General features: G+C 64.1%; 18 protein-coding genes. 9 read left to right on the top strand and 9 right to left on the bottom strand.

Features of this window, described 5'->3' with window-relative positions; translation table 11 throughout:
• Positions 1–51 precede the first annotated feature (51 nt).
• The 3 genes from RB548_RS12860 to RB548_RS12850 all read right to left on the bottom strand — a co-directional run bounded on the left by RB548_RS12860 (position 52) and on the right by RB548_RS12850 (position 4,049).
• A complete protein-coding gene (locus tag RB548_RS12860; RefSeq protein WP_331371688.1) occupies positions 52–1,212 on the bottom strand; it encodes an acyl-CoA dehydrogenase family protein in 1,161 nt (386 codons plus the stop codon).
• Between the two features lie 243 nt (positions 1,213–1,455).
• Entirely contained in the window at positions 1,456–2,946 is a 1,491-nt protein-coding gene (locus RB548_RS12855; protein ID WP_331374961.1) for a carnitine 3-dehydrogenase, read from the bottom strand.
• Between the two features lie 200 nt (positions 2,947–3,146).
• Positions 3,147–4,049, bottom strand: coding sequence for a BKACE family enzyme (locus RB548_RS12850; protein WP_331371687.1), 903 nt, complete (start codon positions 4,047–4,049; stop codon positions 3,147–3,149).
• A 109-nt stretch (positions 4,050–4,158) separates the two neighbouring features.
• Here RB548_RS12850 and RB548_RS12845 point away from each other — a divergent pair, with 109 nt between their 5' ends.
• Positions 4,159–5,130, top strand: coding sequence for a GlxA family transcriptional regulator (locus RB548_RS12845; RefSeq protein WP_331371686.1), 972 nt, complete (start codon positions 4,159–4,161; stop codon positions 5,128–5,130).
• An 84-nt stretch (positions 5,131–5,214) separates the two neighbouring features.
• On the opposite strand, the gene RB548_RS12840 is transcribed toward RB548_RS12845, so the two are convergent.
• Positions 5,215–6,396: a LysR family transcriptional regulator gene (locus RB548_RS12840; RefSeq protein WP_331371685.1), complete on the bottom strand. Its 1,182-nt coding sequence runs from the start codon at positions 6,394–6,396 to the stop codon at positions 5,215–5,217.
• 106 nt (positions 6,397–6,502) lie between these two features.
• Here RB548_RS12840 and RB548_RS12835 point away from each other — a divergent pair, with 106 nt between their 5' ends.
• From RB548_RS12835 to RB548_RS12810, 6 genes are all read left to right on the top strand, one after another.
• Complete coding sequence (locus RB548_RS12835; RefSeq protein ID WP_331371684.1) at positions 6,503–8,068, top strand: aromatic amino acid lyase; 1,566 nt, start codon at positions 6,503–6,505, stop codon at positions 8,066–8,068.
• 31 nt (positions 8,069–8,099) lie between these two features.
• On the top strand, positions 8,100–9,482 hold the full coding sequence (locus tag RB548_RS12830) for a dihydroorotase (RefSeq protein WP_331371683.1): 1,383 nt from the start codon (positions 8,100–8,102) through the stop codon (positions 9,480–9,482).
• Positions 9,479–10,747 (top strand): Zn-dependent hydrolase, encoded by a 1,269-nt coding sequence (locus RB548_RS12825; protein ID WP_331371682.1) that lies wholly within the window; start codon positions 9,479–9,481, stop codon positions 10,745–10,747. The genes RB548_RS12830 and RB548_RS12825 overlap by 4 nt, the downstream gene beginning before the upstream one ends.
• Complete coding sequence (locus tag RB548_RS12820; protein WP_331371681.1) at positions 10,748–11,845, top strand: DUF917 domain-containing protein; 1,098 nt, start codon at positions 10,748–10,750, stop codon at positions 11,843–11,845. It abuts the gene before it with no gap.
• Between the two features lie 12 nt (positions 11,846–11,857).
• Complete coding sequence (locus tag RB548_RS12815) at positions 11,858–12,187, top strand: TfoX/Sxy family protein (protein WP_331371680.1); 330 nt, start codon at positions 11,858–11,860, stop codon at positions 12,185–12,187.
• A gap of 165 nt (positions 12,188–12,352) precedes the next feature.
• On the top strand, positions 12,353–14,011 hold the full coding sequence (locus RB548_RS12810; RefSeq protein ID WP_331371679.1) for a urocanate hydratase: 1,659 nt from the start codon (positions 12,353–12,355) through the stop codon (positions 14,009–14,011).
• A 19-nt stretch (positions 14,012–14,030) separates the two neighbouring features.
• Here the strand turns inward: RB548_RS12810 and RB548_RS12805 are convergent, their stop codons facing one another.
• The 5 genes from RB548_RS12805 to RB548_RS12785 form a co-directional block, all read right to left on the bottom strand.
• Positions 14,031–14,792, bottom strand: coding sequence for an SDR family NAD(P)-dependent oxidoreductase (locus tag RB548_RS12805; RefSeq protein WP_331371678.1), 762 nt, complete (start codon positions 14,790–14,792; stop codon positions 14,031–14,033).
• Positions 14,793–14,796: 4 nt separating this feature from the next.
• Entirely contained in the window at positions 14,797–15,615 is an 819-nt protein-coding gene (locus RB548_RS12800) for an ABC transporter permease (protein ID WP_331371677.1), read from the bottom strand.
• Complete coding sequence (locus RB548_RS12795) at positions 15,615–16,481, bottom strand: ABC transporter permease (protein ID WP_331374960.1); 867 nt, start codon at positions 16,479–16,481, stop codon at positions 15,615–15,617. Before RB548_RS12795 ends, RB548_RS12800 begins: the two co-directional genes overlap by 1 nt.
• A gap of 216 nt (positions 16,482–16,697) precedes the next feature.
• Positions 16,698–17,858 carry a polyamine ABC transporter substrate-binding protein gene (locus RB548_RS12790; RefSeq protein ID WP_331371676.1) on the bottom strand — a complete coding sequence of 387 codons (1,161 nt, stop codon included), beginning with the start codon at positions 17,856–17,858 and terminating at the stop codon, positions 16,698–16,700.
• Between the two features lie 50 nt (positions 17,859–17,908).
• Entirely contained in the window at positions 17,909–18,988 is a 1,080-nt protein-coding gene (locus RB548_RS12785) for an ABC transporter ATP-binding protein (protein ID WP_331371675.1), read from the bottom strand.
• Positions 18,989–19,173: 185 nt separating this feature from the next.
• On the opposite strand from RB548_RS12785, the gene RB548_RS12780 reads away from it, so the two are divergent.
• Both RB548_RS12780 and RB548_RS12775 read left to right on the top strand, forming a co-directional pair.
• Entirely contained in the window at positions 19,174–19,977 is an 804-nt protein-coding gene (locus tag RB548_RS12780) for a helix-turn-helix transcriptional regulator (RefSeq protein WP_331371674.1), read from the top strand.
• A 129-nt stretch (positions 19,978–20,106) separates the two neighbouring features.
• Positions 20,107–21,384, top strand: coding sequence for a low temperature requirement protein A (locus RB548_RS12775; RefSeq protein WP_331371673.1), 1,278 nt, complete (start codon positions 20,107–20,109; stop codon positions 21,382–21,384).
• Positions 21,385–21,389: the final 5 nt, after the last annotated feature.

Raw genomic sequence — 21,389 nt, 5'->3', positions numbered from 1 at the left:
GAGGGTTAGGGTGAGGGGCAAATAGCCTAGCCGAAAGCCGTGCATCATCCCTCACGCCCCCAACGGCCGCAGCAGGTCGCGGCTGATGATGTGGCGCTGGATTTCCGAGGTGCCGTCCCAGATGCGCTCGACGCGGGCGTCGCGCCAGAAGCGGGCGAGCGGCAGGTCGTCCATGAGGCCCATGCCGCCATAGATCTGGATCGCCTCGTCGGTGACGCGCGCGAGCATTTCCGTGGCATAGACCTTGGCAGAGGCGATCTCGCGGTTCGACGGCAGACCCTGGTCGAGCCGCCAGGCGGCCGACAGCGTCAGCAGGTCGGCGGCGTCGATCTCGGTGATCATGTCGGCAAGCTTGAAGGAGACGCCCTGATTGGCACCGATCGGCTTGCCGAACTGCTTGCGCTCGGCGGCGTAGGAAAGCGCGTAGTCGAAGGCGCGCCGCGCCCGTCCGACCGAGGTGGCGGCGACCGTCAGGCGCGTCGCGTAGAGCCATTCATTGGCGATGTCGAAGCCCTTGTGCACCTCGCCGAGGATCTGCGAGGAGGGCAGGCGGCAGTCGTCGAAGGTCAGGATGCAGTTCTTGTAGCCGCGATGCGAAACGGAGTTGTAGCCTTCCCGGATCTGGAAGCCCGGGGTGCCACGATCGACGAGGAAGCAGGTGATCTTCTTCTTCGGCCCGCGCGGGGTCTGCTCCTCGCCGGTGGCGATGAAGACGATGACGAAATCGGCGATGTCGGCATGGCTGATGAAGTGCTTCGTGCCGTTGACGATCCAGTCGTCGCCGTCCTGTCTGGCGAAGCATTTCATGCCGCGAACGTCCGAGCCGGCGTCCGGCTCGGTCATCGCAAGCGCATCGAATTTTTCGCCCTTGACGGCCGGAAGCAGGTAGCGCTCGCGCTGTTCGTCATTGCAGGCCATCAGGATGCCGGAGGGGCGGCCGAAGAAAACAGTCAGTCCCATCGAGCCGCGGCCAAGCTCGCGCTCGACGAGCGTGAAGGTCAGGTGATCGAGCCCGGCGCCGCCGACTTCTTCGGGGAAATTGCAGGCGAAGAAGCCGAGCTCCTTGCATTTGCGGGCAATTTCCTGGCCGAGCTCACGCGGCACGACGCCCGTGCGCTCGACTTCGTTCTCATGCGGATAGATCTCGGTCTCGACGAAGTTGCGGACCGTGTCGACGATCATCTGCTGTTCTTCGGTCAGTGCGAAATTCATTGTTCTCCCTCGTATTTCTTTCGCTCTCGCCATTTTCGGACCGATCTCCCCATCGATCCGCAGGCTTCGCGGGTGTAGCTTTGCCCCTCACGCTAACCCTCTCCCCGCGCGCGGGGAGAGGGGATGTTGGCTACTCGCCTCCTTCGCCATGGAAAGGCGAGCGGTTGCCGCATGTCCCTTCTCCCTGCATGCGGGGAGAAGGTGCCGGCAGGCGGATGAGGGGTGATCATCCGCTTCAGCACTTCACCGCTTCTGCCCCACATGCCGGCCCGCACCTTCCGGCACGGCGAGCTTCGCATGCTCTTCGGCGATCGGCTTCAGCTTCGCCAGCACTTCCGCCGGCGCCGGTACCGACTTGCCGGCCTTGGCGTCGACGTGCAGCATCATCTGTTCGGCGGTCGCGATGACGTCGCCCGATGCGGCATCTTGGATCCTCGTGAAGAAGTGGATCCGCTTGTCGTCGGTGGCGAGAAGCTGGAGCGTCGTGTAGAGCGCCTGACCGAGCTTGGCTTCACCCAGGTGGCGGATATGGGTTTCGACCGTGTAGTAACTGTGGCCGGCTTCGACATAGGCGAAGTCGACGCCGATCAGGCGCAGCAGCGCATCGGAAGTGTCGCCGAAGAGCTGCAGGTAGCGGTGCTCGGTCATGTGGCCGTTGTAGTCGACCCAGGCTGCATTGACCTTGGTGTCGAGGAGGTGCAGCGGACCAGAGGCGTCATAGGTCTTCGCCTGATCGCCTCCCTTCGCCCAAAGGCGCTTCTCGAAATCGGCGAGCAGCTTGCCCGCGCCCCAGCCTTCGCCGCCATTGCCGGCTTTCAGCGCATGCATGATGCCGACGAGGTTTTCGTCGCGGATGCGCTCGAGCTCGCGGATCGAGCGGCCGGCAGCTTGCGCATCCGACTGCGCGCCGATCTTCTCCACGAGCGCATCGTCGAGGTCGACGACATCGGTGAACTTGGTCCAGGGCCATTTGAGACAGGGGCCGAACTGGGCGAGGAAGTGGCGCATGCCGGCTTCGCCGCCGGCGATGCGATAGGTCTCGAACAGGCCCATCTGCGCCCAGCGCATGCCGAAGGAATAGCGCATGACGTTGTCGAGCGTCTCGGTATCGCAGATGTCGTCCTGGACCAGCCACAGCGCCTCGCGCCACAGAGCCTCGAGCAGGCGGTCGCCGACGAAGGCCTCGATCTCCTTGGCGATCACGACGCCCTTCATGCCGATTTCGGCAACGCCTTCTTCTGCCCGCTTGATTGTTTGTGCGGACGTCTTCTTGCCGCCGACAAGCTCGACCAGGGGCAAGAGATAGACCGGATTATAGGGATGCGCCACGAACATGCGTTCGGGGTATTTCATGTCGGCCTGCAGGTCCGAGGGCAGCAGGCCGGAGGTCGAGGAGCCGATGAGCGCGTCGGGACGGGCGAAAGCGTCGATCTCGGTGATGACGCCGCGCTTCAACTCCAGCCGCTCGGGAACGCTTTCCTGAATCCAGTCAACCCCTTCGACCGCCTGCTGGATCGTCTTGCAGAACGTGAACTTGCCCCGTGGCGGCAGCGGCGCCATGGTCAGCATGCCATAGGCCTTCTCGGCATTGGCCATGACCTCGCCAATGACGCGCTCGGCTTCCGGATGCGGATCGAAGATGTTGACGTCGATGCCGGCAAGCGCGAAACGCGCCGCCCAGGCCCCGCCGATGACGCCGCCGCCGACGCAGGCGGCCTTGGTGATGATGCTCATTCCCTCTCCCATCAACTGTTGCATCGGAACCCCTCCCGGCCCTTCGGGCCATCCTCCCCACAAGGGGGAGGGATGGGAGGCTCCGGATCCTCTCTCGCCCCGCTTGCCCTTCGCTGCCGCGCCGCTTGTCCAGTTGGACCTCTCAGCGGCCGGCGGTGGGGTTAAGCCCTCTCCCTTGTGGGGAGGGTTGGGGAGGGGTCTTATCTCTTCGTAAGTTTCAGCTTCTCGCGAACCTCTGCCGGCCCGATGATCTTCGCACCCATGCCCTCGATGACGGAGACCGCCTTTTCGACGAGCTGGCCGTTGGTCGCGAGCTGGCCCTTGCCGATATAGAGGTTATCTTCCAGGCCAACGCGGACGTTGCCGCCCGCAAGGATCGCCGCGGCCGGGTAGGCGAGCGCATTGCGGCCGATCGAGAAGGCAGAGAAGGTCCAGTTCGACGGCACGTTGTTGACCATCGCCATAAAGGTGTTGAGGTCGTCGGGCGCGCCCCACGGAATACCCATGCAGAGCTGGATGAGCACCGGATCCTCGATCAGGCCTTCTTCGACGAGCTGCTTGGCGAACCAGAGATGACCGGTGTCGAAGGCCTCGATCTCGGGACGCACGCCGAGCGCGGTCATCTGGCGGGCCATCTCGCGCAGCATCGACGGCGTGTTGGTCATCACGTAGTCGCCGAGCGAGAAGTTCATGGTCCCGCAGTCGAGTGTGCAGATTTCCGGCAGGCATTCGGCAACATGGGCGACACGTTCGGTGGCGCCGGCCATGTCGGTGCCCTTCTCATTGACCGGGAAGGGGCTTTCGACATTACCGAAAACAAGGTCCCCGCCCATGCCGGCAGTGAGGTTCAGCACAATGTCGATGTCGGCGGAACGGATGCGATCGGTCACTTCCCTGTAGAGGTCGAGGCGGCGGGCCGGTGCGCCGGTCTCCGGATCGCGGACGTGGCAATGGACGATTGCCGCACCTGCCTTGGCGGCCTCGACCGCGGCTTCGGCGATCTGCTTCGGCGTAATCGGGACGTGGCCGGATTTGGAAACGGTGTCTCCCGAACCGGTGACGGCGCAGGTGATGAATACCTCGCGGTTCATGCTGAGCGGCATTGCTGTCTCCCTTTTGTTGGGAGCTATTACGGGCCAGAAAGGTCGGCTCTGCTTTTCATTATCGGTTGTATTCTATACATTATCGGCAACACGAGCAGGAAGTTTGCCCATGGATCAGGTTGTTTCGCAGGTGCAGCACATCGACTTGCTGGTCCTCCCGGAGACGAACCTGATCCTCGTCGCTTCCGTGATCGAGCCGCTGCGCGCCGCCAACCGCATCGCCGGCCGCGCGCTTTACAGCTGGACGATCTTCAGCCCTGACGGCGGGGCAATCGAGACCAAGAGCGGCATTCCGATTCCGGTCTCCGGCCCGTTCCGGCCGCAGCGGGAGATAGCGCCGCTCTTCGTGATTTCGAGCTACAACTGGAAGCGCAGCGCCACCTCGCAACTCAAGATGCTCCTGTCGCAGACGGCGCGGCACCGGGAAGTCATGGCGGGGATCGAATCGGGCTCGTGGCTGCTTGCAGAGACCAGCCTGCTCGACAATTTTGCCGCCACGACCCACTGGGAGGACTTCGAGGATTTCACCGCCGCCTATCCGCAGGTGACCATGGTGCGCGAGCGTTTCGTCATCGATGGCAAGCGCATCACCACCGGCGGCTCGTTGCCGACGCTCGACCTGATGCTCGAACTGATCCGGCGGGCGCATGGCTACTCGCTGGCGCTCGAGGTCTCGCGCCTGTTCATCTACGAGCAGGAGCGCACGCGTGGCGACCTGCTGCAGGTGCCGGCGATCGGTAACATGCGCATTCTCGACGCGCGGGTCGGTACGGCGGTCAAGCTGATGGAGGAGACCGTCGAGGCACCGCTGACGCTGGCGCGGCTCGCACGCCGCGTCGGCGTCAGCGCCCGGCATCTGCAGGACCTCTTCAAGGACACGATGGGTGTCGCTCCGCACGAGCATTATCTCGCACTCCGTCTCAACGCTGCGCGCCGAAAGGTGATCGAGACGCGAATGGAGTTTGCCGATATCGCCGCGATCGCCGGCTTCAATTCCTCGTCGTCATTCTCACGCAGCTATCGCGCCCACTACCGCGAAAGCCCCAGCGAAACGCGCCGGCGCCTGAAGCTCAAGAGCTGATTCAAGAGCTTCAGGCGGAGCTTCAGGCGGCGACAGATTAGCGATTCGAATCAGCGGTTTGGTGTGATCTCATCAGGTAGTGATTCAGGTTCGCACCGTTCCGGTCTTCATCATCCTGAAGATGGCTTCGCCGGCCTGGGCCCAAAGCGCCTTCCTGGGCCAGACGAGGGTCAGGGACTGTTTGTACCGGGGCGAGAGCCGGATCATCGCGGGCGGGCGATGGACGCGGGCGAGCGAGCTTTCCGGCAATATCGAGAGATAGCCGTGGTGGCTGACCAGATTGATGATCACCGGGATTGAGTCCACTTCGATCAGGGTGACACGCCGCCGCTCGCTTTCGCTGAGCGTATCTTCCAGAAAACGCGTCGCCTCGCGCCTCAGGCCGCTCTTGGCACTCGGGACGGCGATCGGGGAGGTGCAGAGCAGGCGGGCGAAGTCGCCGCCCATCTCCGAGAGCGTTGCCGCGGCGCCGGCGAGCGCGAGCGGCGTTTCCGATACGAGCCGGCCGTCGAATTCGTTGGGAAAGTCGGCGATGTCGAGGAGCGCGGCGTCAAAACGCCGGCTCTTCAGCCCGGCGATGAGTTCGTCCGCCGTCGTGCTCGAAATGAAGAGGTGCTGACGGGGGCGGGAAGCATGCCAGGCGGCCGTCAGCGCTGCCAGCATGCGCGCAATCTCGCTCTCAGGCCCGAGCGGCATTACCGCACCGAGGCGCCACGTCGTCGCATCGCGGCGAAAGCGGTCATCCGATGCGCGTGTCAGGCGTCCCCAGCATTGAAGCAGTTTTTCCGCCAGCGGGATGGCGGCGAGCGCTTCCTCGGTACAAACGACGCCGTGATAGGCGCGCTCGAACAGCCGGTATCCGAGATGGCGCTCGAGATCCGCCATCTGGCGGGTAAGCTGGGGTTGGCCAAGGCCGAGCACCCGAGCGACGGAGCGTATGCTGCCGTTGCGGGCGATTTTCACGAAACGGTCGAGCGCAGCCAGGCTGACGGGAGGGATCTGGGCTGCCGCTGGGCTCCCCACGCCGCCGGCGAGCACTGTCGCTGTCTCCGCCGCCTCCGCGATGTCGGCGATGCGCGCCTGGGCCTCAAGCGTTGGCACGAGCATGGCGCCCTCGCGACGGAGTAGCGGTACGGAAATCGTTTGCTCGAAGCGCCTGACGGCGGCGCTGACACTCGATGGCGGGCGGCCGCTGAGCTTTGCCGCACGCCGTATCCCACCTTCACGCAGCGTCGCGTCGACAAGGACGATCGTTGCAATATCCACGAAATCTACCCGCGCTTCGAACAGGGATGTCGGTCCGATCGTTCGGATTCCGGCATCATTCGTTCCGAATTTGGGATATATCATGCATTGGCACTGTGCGCATAGCATGCTCGCAAAAGAGGTTCGTTTCGGCATGCTGCAATCGGTCAAGACCATCGTGCTTTGCGGAAAACCGCTCGACTTCGGGGTGCTCGAAGAGATCGGCTCCGGACTGGCGCGGCCGGTTGCGGATGATAGCGGCATGGAGCGGGTGGCCGCCGCCCATAAGGTGGTCGCCGACCGCGTTGCCATGGGCCTGCCGGTCTATGGCTCCAACACCGGCGTCGGTTCGATGAAGGACCGGCTGTGGACGGCCGACGACCTCGACGAATTTAATACGTCGCTCGTACGCGCCCACCACTTCGGCACCGGCGAATTCTTCGCCGCGCCGGTCATTCGCAAGGCGATCGCTATCCGCGTCAACACCGCGATGCGCGGGCATACGGGTTGCAGCCCGGAACTCATCGATGCTTTCGTCGCGCTTCTGGAGCGTGGCATCGTCCCGGCCGTGCGCCGCCACGGATCGATGGGCTGCGCCGATATCGGACTGATGGGCCAGGTGGCCTCCGTGCTGACCGGCGTCGGCGATGCCTATTTCAACGGTCAGCTGATGACGGCGGAATCGGCCCTGAAAGAGGCGGGGTTGACGCCTTTCGTCATGCGGCCGCGCGATGCGCTCGCTGCACTCAGCGTCAATGCGATCTCCTACGCGGCGGCGGGCGACGTCCTGCGCGAGGCGGCGGCGGCGATCCGCGTGCTGCTTGTCACCGGCGTCATGTCGTCGCGCGCTCTCGGCGCCTCGGCCGATCCGTGGCTGGTCGCGGCGACGCTTTCGACGCGTGGCGAGGCGCTCGTCGGCTCCTGGCTCTACGGCCAGTCGGGCATCACCGACTGGCCCTTGCCGACCGCGATCCACGATCCGCTGAGCCTCCGCATGACCGCCCAGGTCTTCGGTGCCGTCGTCGACACCCTGCTGGTAGCCGCGGGCCGGCTTGTCGAGGCAACATATCTCTCGGACGACAACCCGGTGGTGCTCGGCGGGCAGGTGCATTCATCCGGCGCGTCGCTGCCGCTGACGACGACGCTCTATATCGAGGCGGCGCAGATCGCCTTTTCGCATGTGGCGCGCAATGTATTGAACCGCTGCATCCTGCTTTCCAACGGCGGTCGGCGCAATCTCTCGGTCAATCTCGTCGCGCCCGGGGAGGTCGCGACCGGCCTCGGGCCGCTAATGAAGCTCGCGGTCGAACTCTACATGCGTGTCCAGTCGCTTGCCGTACCCTTGTCGGCGCAATCGATCGTGGTGGCCGGCGGGCTGGAGGAGGAGGCGACGTTCCTGCCGTTGATCGTCGAGCGGATGGAGGCGCAGGTTCGCGACCTTCGTCAGTTGGCCGCGATCGAGGCGATGCTGTCGGCACAGGCGATCGATCTCGTCGGCGACGTACCGAAGGGCGTCGTCAGTCTAGCCTATGAGCGCACCCGCTCGGTCAGCCCGATGTATCTCAAGGACCGGCCGCTCTCGAAGGAGATCGAGGCGCTGCAGGCAGCCTTCACCGATCACGACCTGTTGCGCGCCTTTGTCGAGACGGCGCCAATGCCGGAATTCGACGACTTCTTCGCGCTGGCCAAATGAACTGGCAGAATGAACGGGAAGGAAAAGAGCAATGTCCGACTTCGATCTCGTTCTGAAAGGCACCGTCATCCTGCCGCACAGGATCGTCGAAGGCGGGCATGTGGCCGTCCGCGACGGCAAGGTGGTGCATGTCGGGCAGGGTGCTGCCCCGTCGGCTCACGAACGGCACGATCTCGGCAAGGCGCTGATCCTGCCCGGCGCGATCGATGCCCAGGTGCATTCGCTGTCGCAGAAGGACCAGGAAGATTTCATCTGGTCGACTCGCTCGGCCACCGCCGGTGGCGTGACGACGATCGTCGACATGCCCTATGACGAGGGCAATCTCGTTTGCTCGGCAGAAGCAGTCGGGCGCAAGGTCGCCCATGCCGCTCCGCAGGCCCGCGTCGACTTTGCACTTTACGGCACCATTGATCCCGAAGAGGGGCCGTCGCGGATTGGCGAGATGGTGGAGGCCGGTGTCGCCGCCTTCAAGTTCTCGACTTTCGGAACGGATCCGAAACGTTTTCCGCGAATTCCAGCCGCACTGCTGGAGGAGTGCTTTCGGGCCATCGCCCCGACGGGGCTGACCGCCGGCGTTCACAACGAGGATGACGAGGTGGTGCGGGCGGCGATCGACAGGGTCAGGGCCGCTGGCATCACAGACTATCGCGCGCATGGGCTCTCGCGGCCGCCGCTGACCGAGCTTCTTGCCACCAACCAGATCTATGAAACCGGCGCGGTAACCGGCTGCCCAGCGCATGTGGTGCATTGCTCGCTCGGTCGCGGCTACGAAATTGCCGCCGCCTATCGGGCGCAGGGCCATGCGGCGACGATCGAGTGCTGTATCCATTATCTAACTTTGGACGAGGAGAACGACGTGCGCCGCCTCGGCGGCAAGGCCAAGATCAACCCGCCGATTCGGCCGCGCGCGGAGGTCGAAAAACTCTGGCGGCATGTGGCCGACGGTGACGTGACGCTGGTTTCCACAGATCACGTGAGCTGGTCGGAGGACCGCAAGACCAATCCGGACATGCTCGACAATGCTTCCGGCGTGCCCGGTCTCGAGGTGATGGTGCCGCTTTTCGTCAAAGGTGCGTTGGAGCGCGGCATCCCGCTGACGCGGGCCGCCGAGTTGATGGCGCTCAACCCCGCGCGGCATTTCCGCCTCGACCATTGCAAAGGAGCGCTCGAAGCCGGCAAGGACGCTGATATCATCGTCATGACACCGGAAGCCTATGTCTATGACGCGGCCGAAAGCGGCAACAATGTCGTCGGCTGGTCGCCCTATAACGGCATTCGGCTGCCATGGCGGGTTTCCGCCACGTATCTGCGCGGCAAGCTCGCCTTCGACGGCCGTCGCGTCGTTGCAGAGCCGGGCACTGGTGCCTTCGTGCGGCCGCTTCCGAGCCTGCCGCTTCGGGAGCCGCGGCAATGAGCGCAACGCAGACCAATCTGTCGGTCGATGCACGCCGCATCGCAGATATCGTCAAGGGGCTGGCGCGCATCACTGAGCCCGATCGACCCTATACCCGCCGCGCCTTCACGCCGCTCTTTCTCGAAGGTCGCGCTTTCCTGGAGCAGTGTTTCAAAGCCGCGGGCCTCGATACGAGGATCGATGCGGCCGGCAATCTCATCGGCCGGCGCAAGGGCCGCAAGCCGGCGCTCGGCACCATCATGCTCGGCTCGCACTCGGACACGGTGCCGGAAGGCGGCCGCTTCGACGGGATCGCCGGCGTGGCGGCGGCGCTTGAAGTGGCGCGCTCTCTTTCTGACGCGGGCATCGAGCTCGACCACGATCTGGAGATCGTCGATTTTCTTGCAGAGGAAGTATCGATCTTCGGCGTTTCCTGCGTCGGCAGCCGCGGCATGGCAGGGCTTATTCCGGATGGCTGGCTGAGCCGTACGCACGGCGAACTGACGCTCCGCCAAGGGATCGTCGAGGCCGGTGGGGATCCTTCCCGCTTGCCCTCGTCGAAGCGCTCCGACGTCAAGGCGTTCCTGGAACTGCACATCGAGCAGGGACCGGTACTCGAGGCCGAGCGCCTCGACATCGGCGTGGTCACCGCGATCTCCGGGATCACGCGCATCGAGATTGTCGTCGAGGGACAGGCGGACCATGCGGGGACGACGCCGATGGGGCGTCGTCGCGACGCGCTGGTCGCGGCCTCGCGGCTTGTGCTGGAGATCGAGAAGCTGGGCTTTGCCCATGCGGCAGGTGAGGGCCACTTCACCGCGACCGTCGGCGAATTCGAGATCGAACCCAATGCTGCGAATGTCGTGCCCTCGCGGGCGCGGCTGCTGATCGATGCCCGCGCCGAACTGCGGCCGCAGATGGAGGTGTTCATCGCCGAGGGCGAGGCGCTTGCCGCCCGCATCGCCGAGGAGACCGGCATCACGATCACGCCGCCGAAGGTGATCTCCGACAATCACCCGACACCCGGCGATCCCTTGGTTCTTTCGACGCTGCAAGCGGCCTGCGACCGCGTCGGCGCGCGTCACCGGCTGATGGCTTCCGGGGCCGGCCACGACACGGCCTGGATGGGCCGGATAACGAAAGCCGCGATGATCTTTATTCCCTGTCGCGATGGCCGGTCGCATGCGCCCGAGGAGTGGGCCGAAAACGACGACATCGCGCTTGGCGCGGCGGTGCTCTTCGAAGCCGTGCGACGGCTCGACGGACAATTGCAGGAGAAGAAATAGATGGGCCGGATACTGACGGAAAAGGATGTCGAGGCGGCGGTCAAGGGCGGCTCCGTCTATGCGGCGGGCGGCGGTGGTTGGGCCGACCACGGACGCATGCTCGGATACGCCGCCGTCTCCGTCGGCAAGCCGGAACTGGTTTCGATCAACGAGCTGAAGCCGGACGATTGGGTGGCGACCGCCGCTGCAATCGGTGCGCCAGCCTCGACGACGCCGTGGGAAATGCGCGGCGTCGACTACGTGAAAGCCGTTCAATTGCTGCAGGAGGCACTCGGCGAAAAGCTGTCCGGCCTGATCATTGGGCAGAACGGCAAATCTTCGACGCTCAATGGCTGGCTGCCCTCGGCGATCCTCGGCACCAAGGTGGTGGATGCCGTCGGCGATATCCGTGCCCATCCGACGGGGGATATGGGGTCGATCGGTCTCGCCGGTTCGCCCGAGCCGATGATCCAGACGGCGGTCGGGGGGAACCGCGAGGAGAGCCGCTATATCGAACTCGTGGTCCGGGGCGCAACAGCCAAGGTGTCGCCGATCCTGAGGACCGCGGCCGACATGTCCGGCGGCTTCATCGCCTCCTGCCGCAACCCGATGCGTGCGTCCTACGTCAAGGCTAATGCCGCGCTCGGCGGCATCTCCATGGCACTGACTCTGGGCGAGGCGATTATCGCTGCGGAAGGCAAGGGCGGCAGCGCGATCATCGACGCGATCGTCAATGCCACCAACGGTTCCATTCTTGCCGAGGGAACGATCACCGATAAATCCGTGGTTTATACCAAGGAGGCCTTCGACATCGGCACGGTCACGCTCGGGAAGGGCGATGACTCGACGGTACTCCATGTAATGAACGAGTACATGGCTGTGGAAACGCCGGACGGTGTGCGCCTTGCCACGTTCCCGGATGTCATCACCACACTGTCGCCGGAGGGCGAACCTTTGAGTGTCGGGCAGTTGCAGGTGGGCATGACGGTCTTCGTGCTGCATGTGCCGAAGTCGGTGATCCCGCTCGCCTCCAGCGTGCTCGACCCGTCGGTCTATCCGCCGGTCGAAAAGGCGATGGGGATCGAGATTGCGCGCTACGCGCTGGCCGGGAAGCGTTGACGGGAGGAAAAGATGGCACGCGACGCGGGGCTCGAGGAGCTGGTGAGGCAAGACCTCGGCGACCGGCCGGGACTTTCGGAAAAGCCGATGTTCGGTGGTTTGGCCTTTCTCCTGAACGGCAATTTGCTCTGTGGCGCGCGAGAGGACGGGATGCTGGTGCGGCTTGGCAAGGGCAATGACGATTGGGCCTTGGCGCTGCCCGGCATCGTGCAGATGGTGATGGGAGAGCGCCGGATGCACGGCTGGGTGCGCGCCGGCGCGGAGGCCTATGGCGATGACGCCTTGCGCCGACGCCTGCTGGATGCGGCGATGGGCTTCGTCGAAACGCTGCCGCCGAAGTGAAAAAGGGCGGTTTGCCCCTCACCCTAGCCCTCTCCCCGCAAGCGGGGAGAGGGGATGACGCCACCGCTGACAGGGACGTCGGCGGGATGCGATGTTCCCTCTCCCCGCGTGCGGGGAGAGGGTTAGGGTGAGGGGCAAATTCTGCCTAACAAAGGAACGACCACGATGCCGAAGGCCAATCCCCGTCACCCGAACTTTCCGATTCCCGGCGGGCCGGAGCTGCGTGCCAAGGGCTGGCGGCAGGAGGCGCTGTTGCGGCTGCTCGAAAACGTACTGTCGGTCGGCGAGGATCCGGACAATCTCGTCGTCTACGCGGCGCTGGGCAAAGCCGCGCGCAACTGGCCGTCCCATCGGGCAATCGTCAAGACGCTCATCGAGATGGATGGGGACCAGACACTGGTCATCCAGTCCGGCAAGCCGGTCGGCCTGTTGAAGACCCATGCCAAGGCGCCGCTTGTCATCATGGCCAATTGCAACATCGTCGGCCAATGGGCGAAGGCCGAGGTCTTTTACGAGCTGCAGCGCAAGGGGCTAATCTGCTGGGGCGGGCTGACGGCAGGCGCCTGGCAATATATCGGCAGCCAGGGGGTGGTCCAGGGCACCTACGAGATCTTCATGCGGATAGCCGAGCGTCGCTTCGGCGGCGATCTCTCCGGCCGTTTCGTGCTGACCGCCGGGCTCGGCGGCATGGGGGGCGCGCAGCCGCTTGCCGGCCGCATGGCGGGCGCCGCCATCCTCTGCGTCGATATCGATCCGGAACGCGCAAAGAAGCGCCAGCAGGTCGGTTATCTTCAGGAGATCGCGCCTCACCTCGACGCGGCGCTCGCGATGATCAATGCGGCGGTCAAAGAGAAGCGCGCGCTCTCCGTCGGCCTCGTCGGCAATGCCGCGGAAATCTATCCCGAGATCGCCCGGCGCGGCATCGTTCCGGATGTGGTGACAGACCAGACTTCGGCGCATGATCTCGTCTACGGCTACGTGCCGAAGGGCATGAGCCTCGATCAGGTGCGGTCGCTGCGCGAGGACGGGCAGGGCCAACTGATGGCAGCAAGCCGCGCCTCGATCGTCGAGCACGTGAAGGCCATGCTCGACTTCCAGAAAAAGGGCGCGGAGGTCTTCGACAACGGCAACCTGATCCGCACGCAGGCGCGGGAAGGGGGCGTTGCCAACGCCTTCGACATTCCGATCTTCACCGAAGCCTATTTGCGTCCGCTCTTTGCCCGGGCCATCGGACCGTTCCGCTGGATGGCGCTTTCCGGCGAAGAGAGCGACATCGCCCTGATCGACGACCTGCTCCTCGAAATGTTTCCGGACAATCGCATCATCACCAACTGGATCCGGCTCGCGCGGCAACACATTCCCTTCGAGGGTCTGCCGGCGCGCATCGCCTGGCTCGGCCACGGCGAACGCACGGCGCTTGCGCGGCGTGTCAATCAACTGGTCGCCAGCGGGGAACTCAAGGGACCGATCGCCTTCTCACGTGATCATCTCGATGCCGGCGCGATGGCGCATCCGAACATCATGACGGAGCGGATGAAGGATGGTTCCGACGTAATCGCCGACTGGCCACTCCTCGACGCCATGCTGCTCTGCTCTTCGATGGCCGATCTCGTCGTCGTCCACTCGGGCGGGGGCGGCTATGCCGGTTATATGACGAGCTGCGGTGTCACCGTCGTCGCGGATGGTACCCCGGCCGCCGACGAACGGCTCGACCATGCGCTGACCAACGACACGTCGCTCGGAGTCATCCGCTATGCAGACGCGGGCTACCAAGAATCCTTCGAAGAGATCGCGGCAAAAGGCATCGGGCATGTGAAGGTGTGAGGGGAGCCGCGATGGCGTATCAGACGACCGTCTCCCCGCCATCGACCACAAGTATCTGCCCGGTCATGTAGGACGACCGATCGGAGACGAGGAAGAGGATCGACTCGGCGATTTCGTCGACGCTTGCCCAGCGGCCGAGCGGTACCTTCTCACGGATATAGGCCTCGATCGCGCCGCGCCCGCCCATTTGCGCAATGAAGGGCTCGTTGAAGGGCGTATCCACCCAGCCGGGGCAGAGCGCGTTGACGCGCACGCCGTATTTCGCATAGTCGCCGGCCATTTGCCGGGTCATGGCGATGACCGCGTGCTTCGTGGTCGTGTAGGCAATCATCTCGCGATCGTAGAGCACGCCGGAGGAGGAGGACGTATTGACGATCACGCCGCGCCCTGCAGCCTTCATCGACGGCATGACGAGGCGGGCGGCCATGAAATGAGCGCGGACGTTGAGATTCCAGGAACGGTCGAAGCCCGCCACGTCGACACCCTCGAGATCGCCCGCGACCTGGGCACCCGCGTGATTGTGCAAGATATCGACGCGGCCGTGCCGATAGAGCACTTCGGCGATGCCATCCGACAGCGCGGCATCGTCGGTGACGTCGAGGCCGAATGCCTCTGCGCTGCCGTCCCCGGCGGCAATGGCGGCCACGGTCGCTTCCGCGGCCTTCCGGCTGCGGTCGACGACAACGACATGGGCGCCTTCGCGCGCCATGATGGCGGCGCCTGCCTGGCCGATGCCGGAGCCTGCTCCGGTGACGACCGCGACCCGGTCTTTGAGGATCATTGTTTCACTCCCCGGATTTGCTTTTCTTTTCACGCATCAGAAGGCGCGCTGTGAGGATCAGGAGCAGCGAGGCGACCAATACCAGGGTCGCGATCGCGTTGATTTCCGGCGTCACGCCGCGGCGGATCGAGGCGAAGACATAGATCGGCAGGGTCGTCTTCGAGCCGGCGACGAAGAAGGCGATGATGAAATCGTCGAACGAGAAGGTGAAGGCGAGCAGGAAGCCGGCAAGAATGGACGGCAGGATCTGCGGCAGCACGATCAGGCGGAAAGTGGTGAGCGGCGTCGCGTAGAGATCGCTCGACGCTTCCACGATATCGCCGCCGAGGCTTGCGATCCGCGCCTTGACGATCATGGTCACGAGCGCCATCGAGAAAAGGCCGTGGGCGGCGATAATCGAGCCATAGCCGAGGCCGAGTTGCGGCGGCTGGTCGCCCGGCCAGATCGTCGCGAGCGCCGGATTGACAAAGGAGAAGAGGGCGACGAGCGCGACCAGGGTGGCAATGCCAATGACGACGCCCGGCACGACGATCGCCGCAGCGAACAAGGCATCGAAGACGGCGCGCTTGCGCGTGCCGAGCCGCTCCATGCCGAGTGCAGCCATCGTGCCGAAGACGGCAGCGAGCGCCGCACTCGTAAAGGCGATCATCAGGCTGTTTTGCAGCGCCGAGACCAGGAACGTGTTGCCGAGGGCCTTGCCGTACCAGGCGGTCGAAAAGCCGGTGAACTCGCTCGCATTGCGGCCGGCATTGAAGGAGAACAGCACGACCAGCGCGATCGGGGCGTAGAGGAAGAGATAGACGGAGGAAATGAAGGCGCGCATCAGACGAGATCCACCTGTCTTGTGCCCGCGACTTTCCAAGCGATCCGCATCGCCACCATCAGCACCACGACGACGACGGCAACGAGGGTGACGGCGATCGCCGAGCCGAACGGCCAGTTGCGTGACTGCAGGAAGAGATCGACGAGCGCATTGCCGATGAAGAAGACCTTACCGCCGCCGAGAAGCTGCGGGATCAGGTACTCGCCGAGGAGCAGGATAGTGACGAGCGCGACACCGGTCATCACGCCGGGTAGGGAAAGCGGCAAGGTGACGCCGAAGAAGGTGGAGACCGGCTTGGCGCCAAGATCGGCGGAAGCCTCCAGGAGTCGACGGTCGAGTTTTTCGAGGCTCACATAGATCGGCATGATCATCAGCGGCAGGTAGCCATAGACGATGCCGAGCAGCACGGCGCCGGGCGTGTTCAACATCCGCACATCCTCGATGCCGATCATCGTAAGCAGATTGGGAATGCCGCGCGACCCGAGGATGTACATCCAGGCATAGGTCCGCACCAGCAGGCTCGTCCAGAACGGCACGACCACGAGCGAAACGAGGATGAGGCGATAGCGCGGGTTCGCCCTGACCGCGAGGTAATAGGCGACGGGATAGGCGACCAGCAGGCAGAGCAGGGCGCCGGCGGGCGCGAGCACCAGCGTGTTCCAGAACGCGGCCGCCCGCGTCGGCAGGTTGGCGAATTGGGCGAAGGTGAAGGCCGCCTGATACCCGCCCTCCGGCGCGCGCTCGCCGAAGGCGAAGACCAGCATCGCGATGAAGGGAAGCACGAGGAAGATGCAAAGCCACGCCGCCGCCGGTGCGACCAGCGCTGCCGTCACCAGATTCCTCTTCGTGTTCATCGGCGCTTGCATGAGGTTCTGTCCGTTAGAATGCACGTTCAAGATCTGCCCCTCATCCGGCCTGCCGGCCACCTTCTCCCCGTTTTGACGGGGAGAAGGTGACTCGCGGCGCCCGCTTCGTTTCCTCTCATCTGCAGCGATGAGGCGAAAGAAAGCGACGAGTGGCACTTCCTTGTCCCCTCTCCCCGCATGCGGGGAGAGGGCTAGGGTGAGGGGCAGACTTCGAAATCACGCCGACTTGAAACGCGCCATCAGCTCGGCGCGACCGGGATCGGTCAACGTCACGGCGGCGCCGAATTCGAGCGGCGTCAGCGCCGCGTCGTCCGGATAGACGATCTTGTTCGAAGTGACCTCGGTCGGCAGCAGCTTCAAGACGCGGCTGTCGGTCGTCGGGGCGCCGTTGGCGATGTGCTCCTTGACGGCATTTTCCGGCGTCATCAGGTAGTTGAGCAATGCGTAGCCCGCGGCCTTGTTGGCCGCACTCTTCGGGATTGCGTAGAAGTCCGACCAGATCTCACCGCCGTCCTTGTCGAGCACGAACTGGATTTCCGGCATGTCGCGGTTGAGCTGCGCGCCGTCATTGGTCCAGCACATGGTCATCCAGGCGTCGGTCGCGCGCATCGACGGCTGGTAGTCGCTGTTGATCGCATAAAGATGCGGCTTCACCTTGATCAGCAGCTCCTCGGCCTTGGCGAGTTCGTCCGGCTTGACGGAGTTGAAGGAATAGCCGAGCGAGACGAGCGCATTGCCGATGGTGGTGAGCTGATAGTCGTGCACCATGGCGCGGCCGTCGGCCTCGGTCATCGCCACGTCGAAGAACTCCTTCCAGCTCGTAACGGGCGCCTTGATCTTGCTGGAATTCACCGCGATGCCGGTCGTGCCCCAGTTCTTTGGCACGGCATAGGTCTTGCCGTCGACGATGCCTTCGTTGGTGAAACGCGCGGTCTCGGTCGAGGCGTCGTAGTTCGGCAGTTTCGACATATCGAGCTCGTCGATCAGGCCGAGCTTCACATAGGTCGAGATCGTGTAGTTGGTGGGGACAAAGAGATCCCAGCCGGTGCCGCCCGCCTGGAGCTTTGCCAGCATTTCCTCGTTCGAGCCGAAGACATTGACCTCGACGGCAACGCCAGTTGCCGCGGTGAAGGCCTCGAAAGTGGCGGGGTCGTGGTAATTCGGCCAGGTCGCGATCGACATCTGCGTGCCAAGGTCGCCGGCGAAGGCAGTGGAATTGAAGAGGCCGGGCTGTCGCGCGAAGACGCCGGTCGCAAGGCCGAGGCCGGTGACGCCGAGGAAGTGGCGGCGGGTGACCGACCCGCGCTTCAGGCGCATCAGCTCGTCAGCAAGCTTGTCGGCGGTAATCGGGGCATTCTCTCTGTACCACTTGGTCATGATGCTGTTCCCTTATCGTTGACGTGCAGTGATGGCAGCAAGACCGGCCCTCAGGCCGGAAAGACGTGAAGCGCGTTGGGGTCGAAGGCGAGCCCGATCCGTTCGCCGGGCTCCGCGAGGTCGCTTTCGTTGAGGCTTCGGCGGTCGGCGGTGACAAGAAAATCGCCAAGGCCGTCGACCTCGACCGAATATTCGACCGACGAACCGAGGAAGATGCGGTGGGTGACGGTGCCTTGAAGCATCGCCGCGCCGTCGCGGACGAGGCTGATCGCCTCCGGGCGAAGCGCAACCATGGCCGCACCGACCGTGCCGTTGGCGCTCACGGGTTTCGCAACGCCGACGCCGTTCGCCAGCCGGATCGAATTCGTGCCGGCGTCGATGGTTGCGGCGACACGGTTGGTCTTGCCGACGAAGTCGGCGACGAAGAGGCTCGCCGGGCGATCGTAGATCTCCTGCGGAGGGCCGATCTGGACGATCCGGCCGGTGCTCATGACGCAGACGAGGTCGCTCATCGACAGCGCCTCTTCCTGGTCGTGGGTGACGAGAACGAAGGTGATGCCGAGTTCGCGCTGCAGGCTCTGGAGCTCGATCTGCATGGCCGTCCGCAGCTTCTTGTCGAGAGCGGCAAGCGGCTCGTCGAGAAGCAGCACCTTCGGCTTGTTGACAATGGCGCGGGCAAGCGCCACGCGCTGCTGCTGGCCGCCGGACATTTCGTGGATGCGGCGCTTGCCGAAGCCACCGAGGCGAACCATCTCCAGCGCCTCTTGCGCCCGGCGGGCGATTTCCGCGGCGGCGATGCGCGGGCGCATCTGCTTCAAGCCATAGGCGACGTTCTGTTCGACATCGAGATGCGGGAACAGCGCATATTGCTGGAACACCATGTTGACCGGACGGCGATAGGCGGGCACGCCGTTCATCGGCTGGCCGCCGATATAGACGGTGCCCTCGCTCGGTTGCTCAAAGCCGCCGATCATGCGCAGGCAGGTGGTCTTGCCGCAACCGGAAGGGCCAAGCAGCGCCACGAAGGCGCCCTTCGGCACCGCGAGGTTGATGTCCGAGACCGCCGTCACGCTGCCATAGCGTTTGGCGACCGAACGGAATTCGATGTCGTTCGTCGAAGCGGATGTCACGTCTGTTCCCTGCGGTTGTCTTTGGATCGATTGCGGTTCTTGTGCCGCTTCTTCCCGCCGCTACTAGCAGGCAGCCTAGTCAAATGCCGTCGCGCTGGTATATACCCCAAGAGAGGTATTTCAACCCGGGTTGCCCTGTGGAAGGAGTATACCCCGAAGAGGGAAAATCGGGTGGGGAGCGCGGTTTGAGTATCAACCTCGATGGGCTTTTTCAGACGCTGGCGCCCCTGGTCGACGGCGGACCGCTGGAGGATCAGGCCGTCGGCGGCGCATTTCGCCGGCTGATGTCGACCCTGATGAACTTCGATTATGTCGTTGTCTTCGCCTATCGCGGCAAGGAGCGTCCGATCGATCTCTACAGCACCTTCGACGCGAAGGATCACGTTCTTTTTGTCAGCCTTTATCAGGCCGGGCCGTACCTTCTCGATCCCTTCTATCATGCCGCTTGTGCGCCGAAGCCTGGCGTCTGGCGCATGCGGGAACTGGCGCCGGATCGCTTTTTCTCCAGCGAATACTACCGCACCTATTACGTCCAGACCGGGCTTGCGGAAGAGGTCGGCTTCTTCGTGCCGATCAGCGATGAAATCACTGTCGTCCTCTCGCTGATGCGGCGCGAGGCGACGGGCACCTTCAGCGCGGCGGAATTTGCTCTGCTCAAGAAGGGGGAGCCGCTGGTGGCGGCGTTGGTGCGTCATCACTGGGCCGATCTCGGCCGCCGTTTCGACGTGGCGCTGGCGAAGACAGGGCGGGGCCGGCGGAAGGCGGCGCATCCGCCCGCCGATGGCGTCTGGCAACACCTGAACCTGACCGAAAGGGAGGCGGCGATCATCGAATTGGTGCTTCAGGGGCATTCGTCGGAGTCGATCGGACTCAGGCTCGGCATCTCGACGGGCACGGTGAAGGTTCACCGACGCAACGTCTATCGCAAGCTTGGCATCTCCTCTCAGACCCAGCTTCTTTCGCTCTACATCAAGAATCTCGGTCAGTAGGACCTCTCGCGAAGATAGCCGAGCGGTGCTTCTTGCCGTTTGGCTGTTTGTGTGAAGGGTGCGGCCTTGACTGGCTTCCGATGAATATTTGAGGATGCCTGCATATCCTCGACAAGCCGGAGCCCCTCAATGTCCGAGACCCCGCCAGCCAACCCGCATTCGCTTGCGCATCATGTTGCCAGGATGAGCGGGCGGGATCCGCACGAGGTGCATCGCGCTGCCACGCCGCTGGAACTGCTCTTCGACCTGACCTTCGTCATCGCCTTCAGTCTTGCTGCCGCGCAGCTTGCCCATCTCCTTGCCGAGGGGCATGTCAAGGCCGGGCTGATCGGCTTCGGCTTTGCGACCTTCGCGATCTGCTGGGCCTGGGTGAACTTTTCCTGGTTCGCTTCCGCCTACGACACCGACGACTGGGTGTTTCGGTGCGTGACGATGGTGCAGATGGCCGGCGTGCTCATTCTCGCCATCGGGCTACCGCCGATGTTCGAGTCGATCGACAAGGGCGAAAATCTGAACAACGGCATCATGGTGCTTGGCTATGTCGTGATGCGGGTCGCCATGGTGTTCCAATGGCTGAGGGCCGCGCGGGAAGATCCGCTCCGCCGCAAGGCCTGCACCACCTATGCGGCGGCAGTCTCCATTGCCCAGATCGGCTGGGCAGTGCTGATCTTCATCGATTTCTCCCTGCTTGTGACGCTTGCCTTCGTTATCGTCCTGACTATGGTCGAGATGGCCGGTCCGGTGATCGCGGAGTCGCTGCAGGGCGGTACGCCCTGGCACGCGCACCATATCGCCGAGCGCTACGGCCTGCTTGCGATCATCGCGCTCGGCGAAGGCGTGGTCGGAACCGTCGCCTCAGTGACCGCCGTCGTCGAAGGGCACGGTTGGAACCTTGACGTGGTGCTGGTCTGCGTCGCCGGCACCGGGCTGACCTTCGGTATGTGGTGGATCTACTTCACGCTCCCGAGCGCGGAAATCCTTCACAAGTTTCGCAAGCGCGCCTTCGTCTGGAGTTATGGGCACATGGTGATCTTCGCCGCCATCGTTGCGACGGGCGCAGGCCTGCACGTCGCTGCCTACTATATCGAGCACAAGGCGCATATCTCGTCCGTCGCCGCGGTGCTGACCGTCGCCGTTCCCGTCGCCGTCTACATAGGCTCGATTTACGCCATGTACGTCTATCTGGTCAGGGCGATGGAGCGCCGGCACATCTGGCAGTTCTGTGCCACGGTCCTGGTGCTGGCCGCCTCCGTGGGGGCTGCGATGGCGGGTATCGACATGGCGGTCTGCCTCATCATTCTGATGTTCGCGCCGGTCATCACCATCGTTGGTTACGAACGCGCCGGCCATCGCCACAAGGCGCGATCGCTCGAACGCGCGCTCGGGGGAGAGCAGGGCGCGCATTGAGGGCA

The organism is Sinorhizobium chiapasense, assembly GCF_036488675.1.
Lineage (GTDB): Bacteria > Pseudomonadota > Alphaproteobacteria > Rhizobiales > Rhizobiaceae > Sinorhizobium > Sinorhizobium chiapasense.
Note: the sequence above shows the minus strand (reverse complement) of the source record. Positions and strands in the feature narration are given on the sequence as shown.

Bases quoted from the DNA above. Each gene is read 5' to 3' on its own strand.
- RB548_RS12830 (WP_331371683.1), top strand. From the start codon at position 8,100: ATGTCCGACTTCGATCTCGTTCTGAAAGGCACCGTCATCCTGCCGCAC.
- RB548_RS12825 (WP_331371682.1), top strand. From the start codon at position 9,479: ATGAGCGCAACGCAGACCAATCTGTCGGTCGATGCACGCCGCATCGCA.
- RB548_RS12775 (WP_331371673.1), top strand. From the start codon at position 20,107: ATGTCCGAGACCCCGCCAGCCAACCCGCATTCGCTTGCGCATCATGTT.
- RB548_RS12820 (WP_331371681.1), top strand. From the start codon at position 10,748: ATGGGCCGGATACTGACGGAAAAGGATGTCGAGGCGGCGGTCAAGGGC.
- RB548_RS12815 (WP_331371680.1), top strand. From the start codon at position 11,858: ATGGCACGCGACGCGGGGCTCGAGGAGCTGGTGAGGCAAGACCTCGGC.
- RB548_RS12850 (WP_331371687.1), bottom strand. From the start codon at position 4,049: ATGCCGCTCAGCATGAACCGCGAGGTATTCATCACCTGCGCCGTCACC.
- RB548_RS12860 (WP_331371688.1), bottom strand. From the start codon at position 1,212: ATGAATTTCGCACTGACCGAAGAACAGCAGATGATCGTCGACACGGTC.
- RB548_RS12835 (WP_331371684.1), top strand. From the start codon at position 6,503: ATGCTCGCAAAAGAGGTTCGTTTCGGCATGCTGCAATCGGTCAAGACC.
- RB548_RS12800 (WP_331371677.1), bottom strand. From the start codon at position 15,615: ATGCGCGCCTTCATTTCCTCCGTCTATCTCTTCCTCTACGCCCCGATC.
- RB548_RS12790 (WP_331371676.1), bottom strand. From the start codon at position 17,858: ATGACCAAGTGGTACAGAGAGAATGCCCCGATTACCGCCGACAAGCTT.
- RB548_RS12855 (WP_331374961.1), bottom strand. From the start codon at position 2,946: ATGAGCATCATCACCAAGGCCGCCTGCGTCGGCGGCGGCGTCATCGGC.
- RB548_RS12845 (WP_331371686.1), top strand. From the start codon at position 4,159: ATGGATCAGGTTGTTTCGCAGGTGCAGCACATCGACTTGCTGGTCCTC.
- RB548_RS12805 (WP_331371678.1), bottom strand. From the start codon at position 14,792: ATGATCCTCAAAGACCGGGTCGCGGTCGTCACCGGAGCAGGCTCCGGC.
- RB548_RS12810 (WP_331371679.1), top strand. From the start codon at position 12,353: ATGCCGAAGGCCAATCCCCGTCACCCGAACTTTCCGATTCCCGGCGGG.
- RB548_RS12795 (WP_331374960.1), bottom strand. From the start codon at position 16,481: ATGCAAGCGCCGATGAACACGAAGAGGAATCTGGTGACGGCAGCGCTG.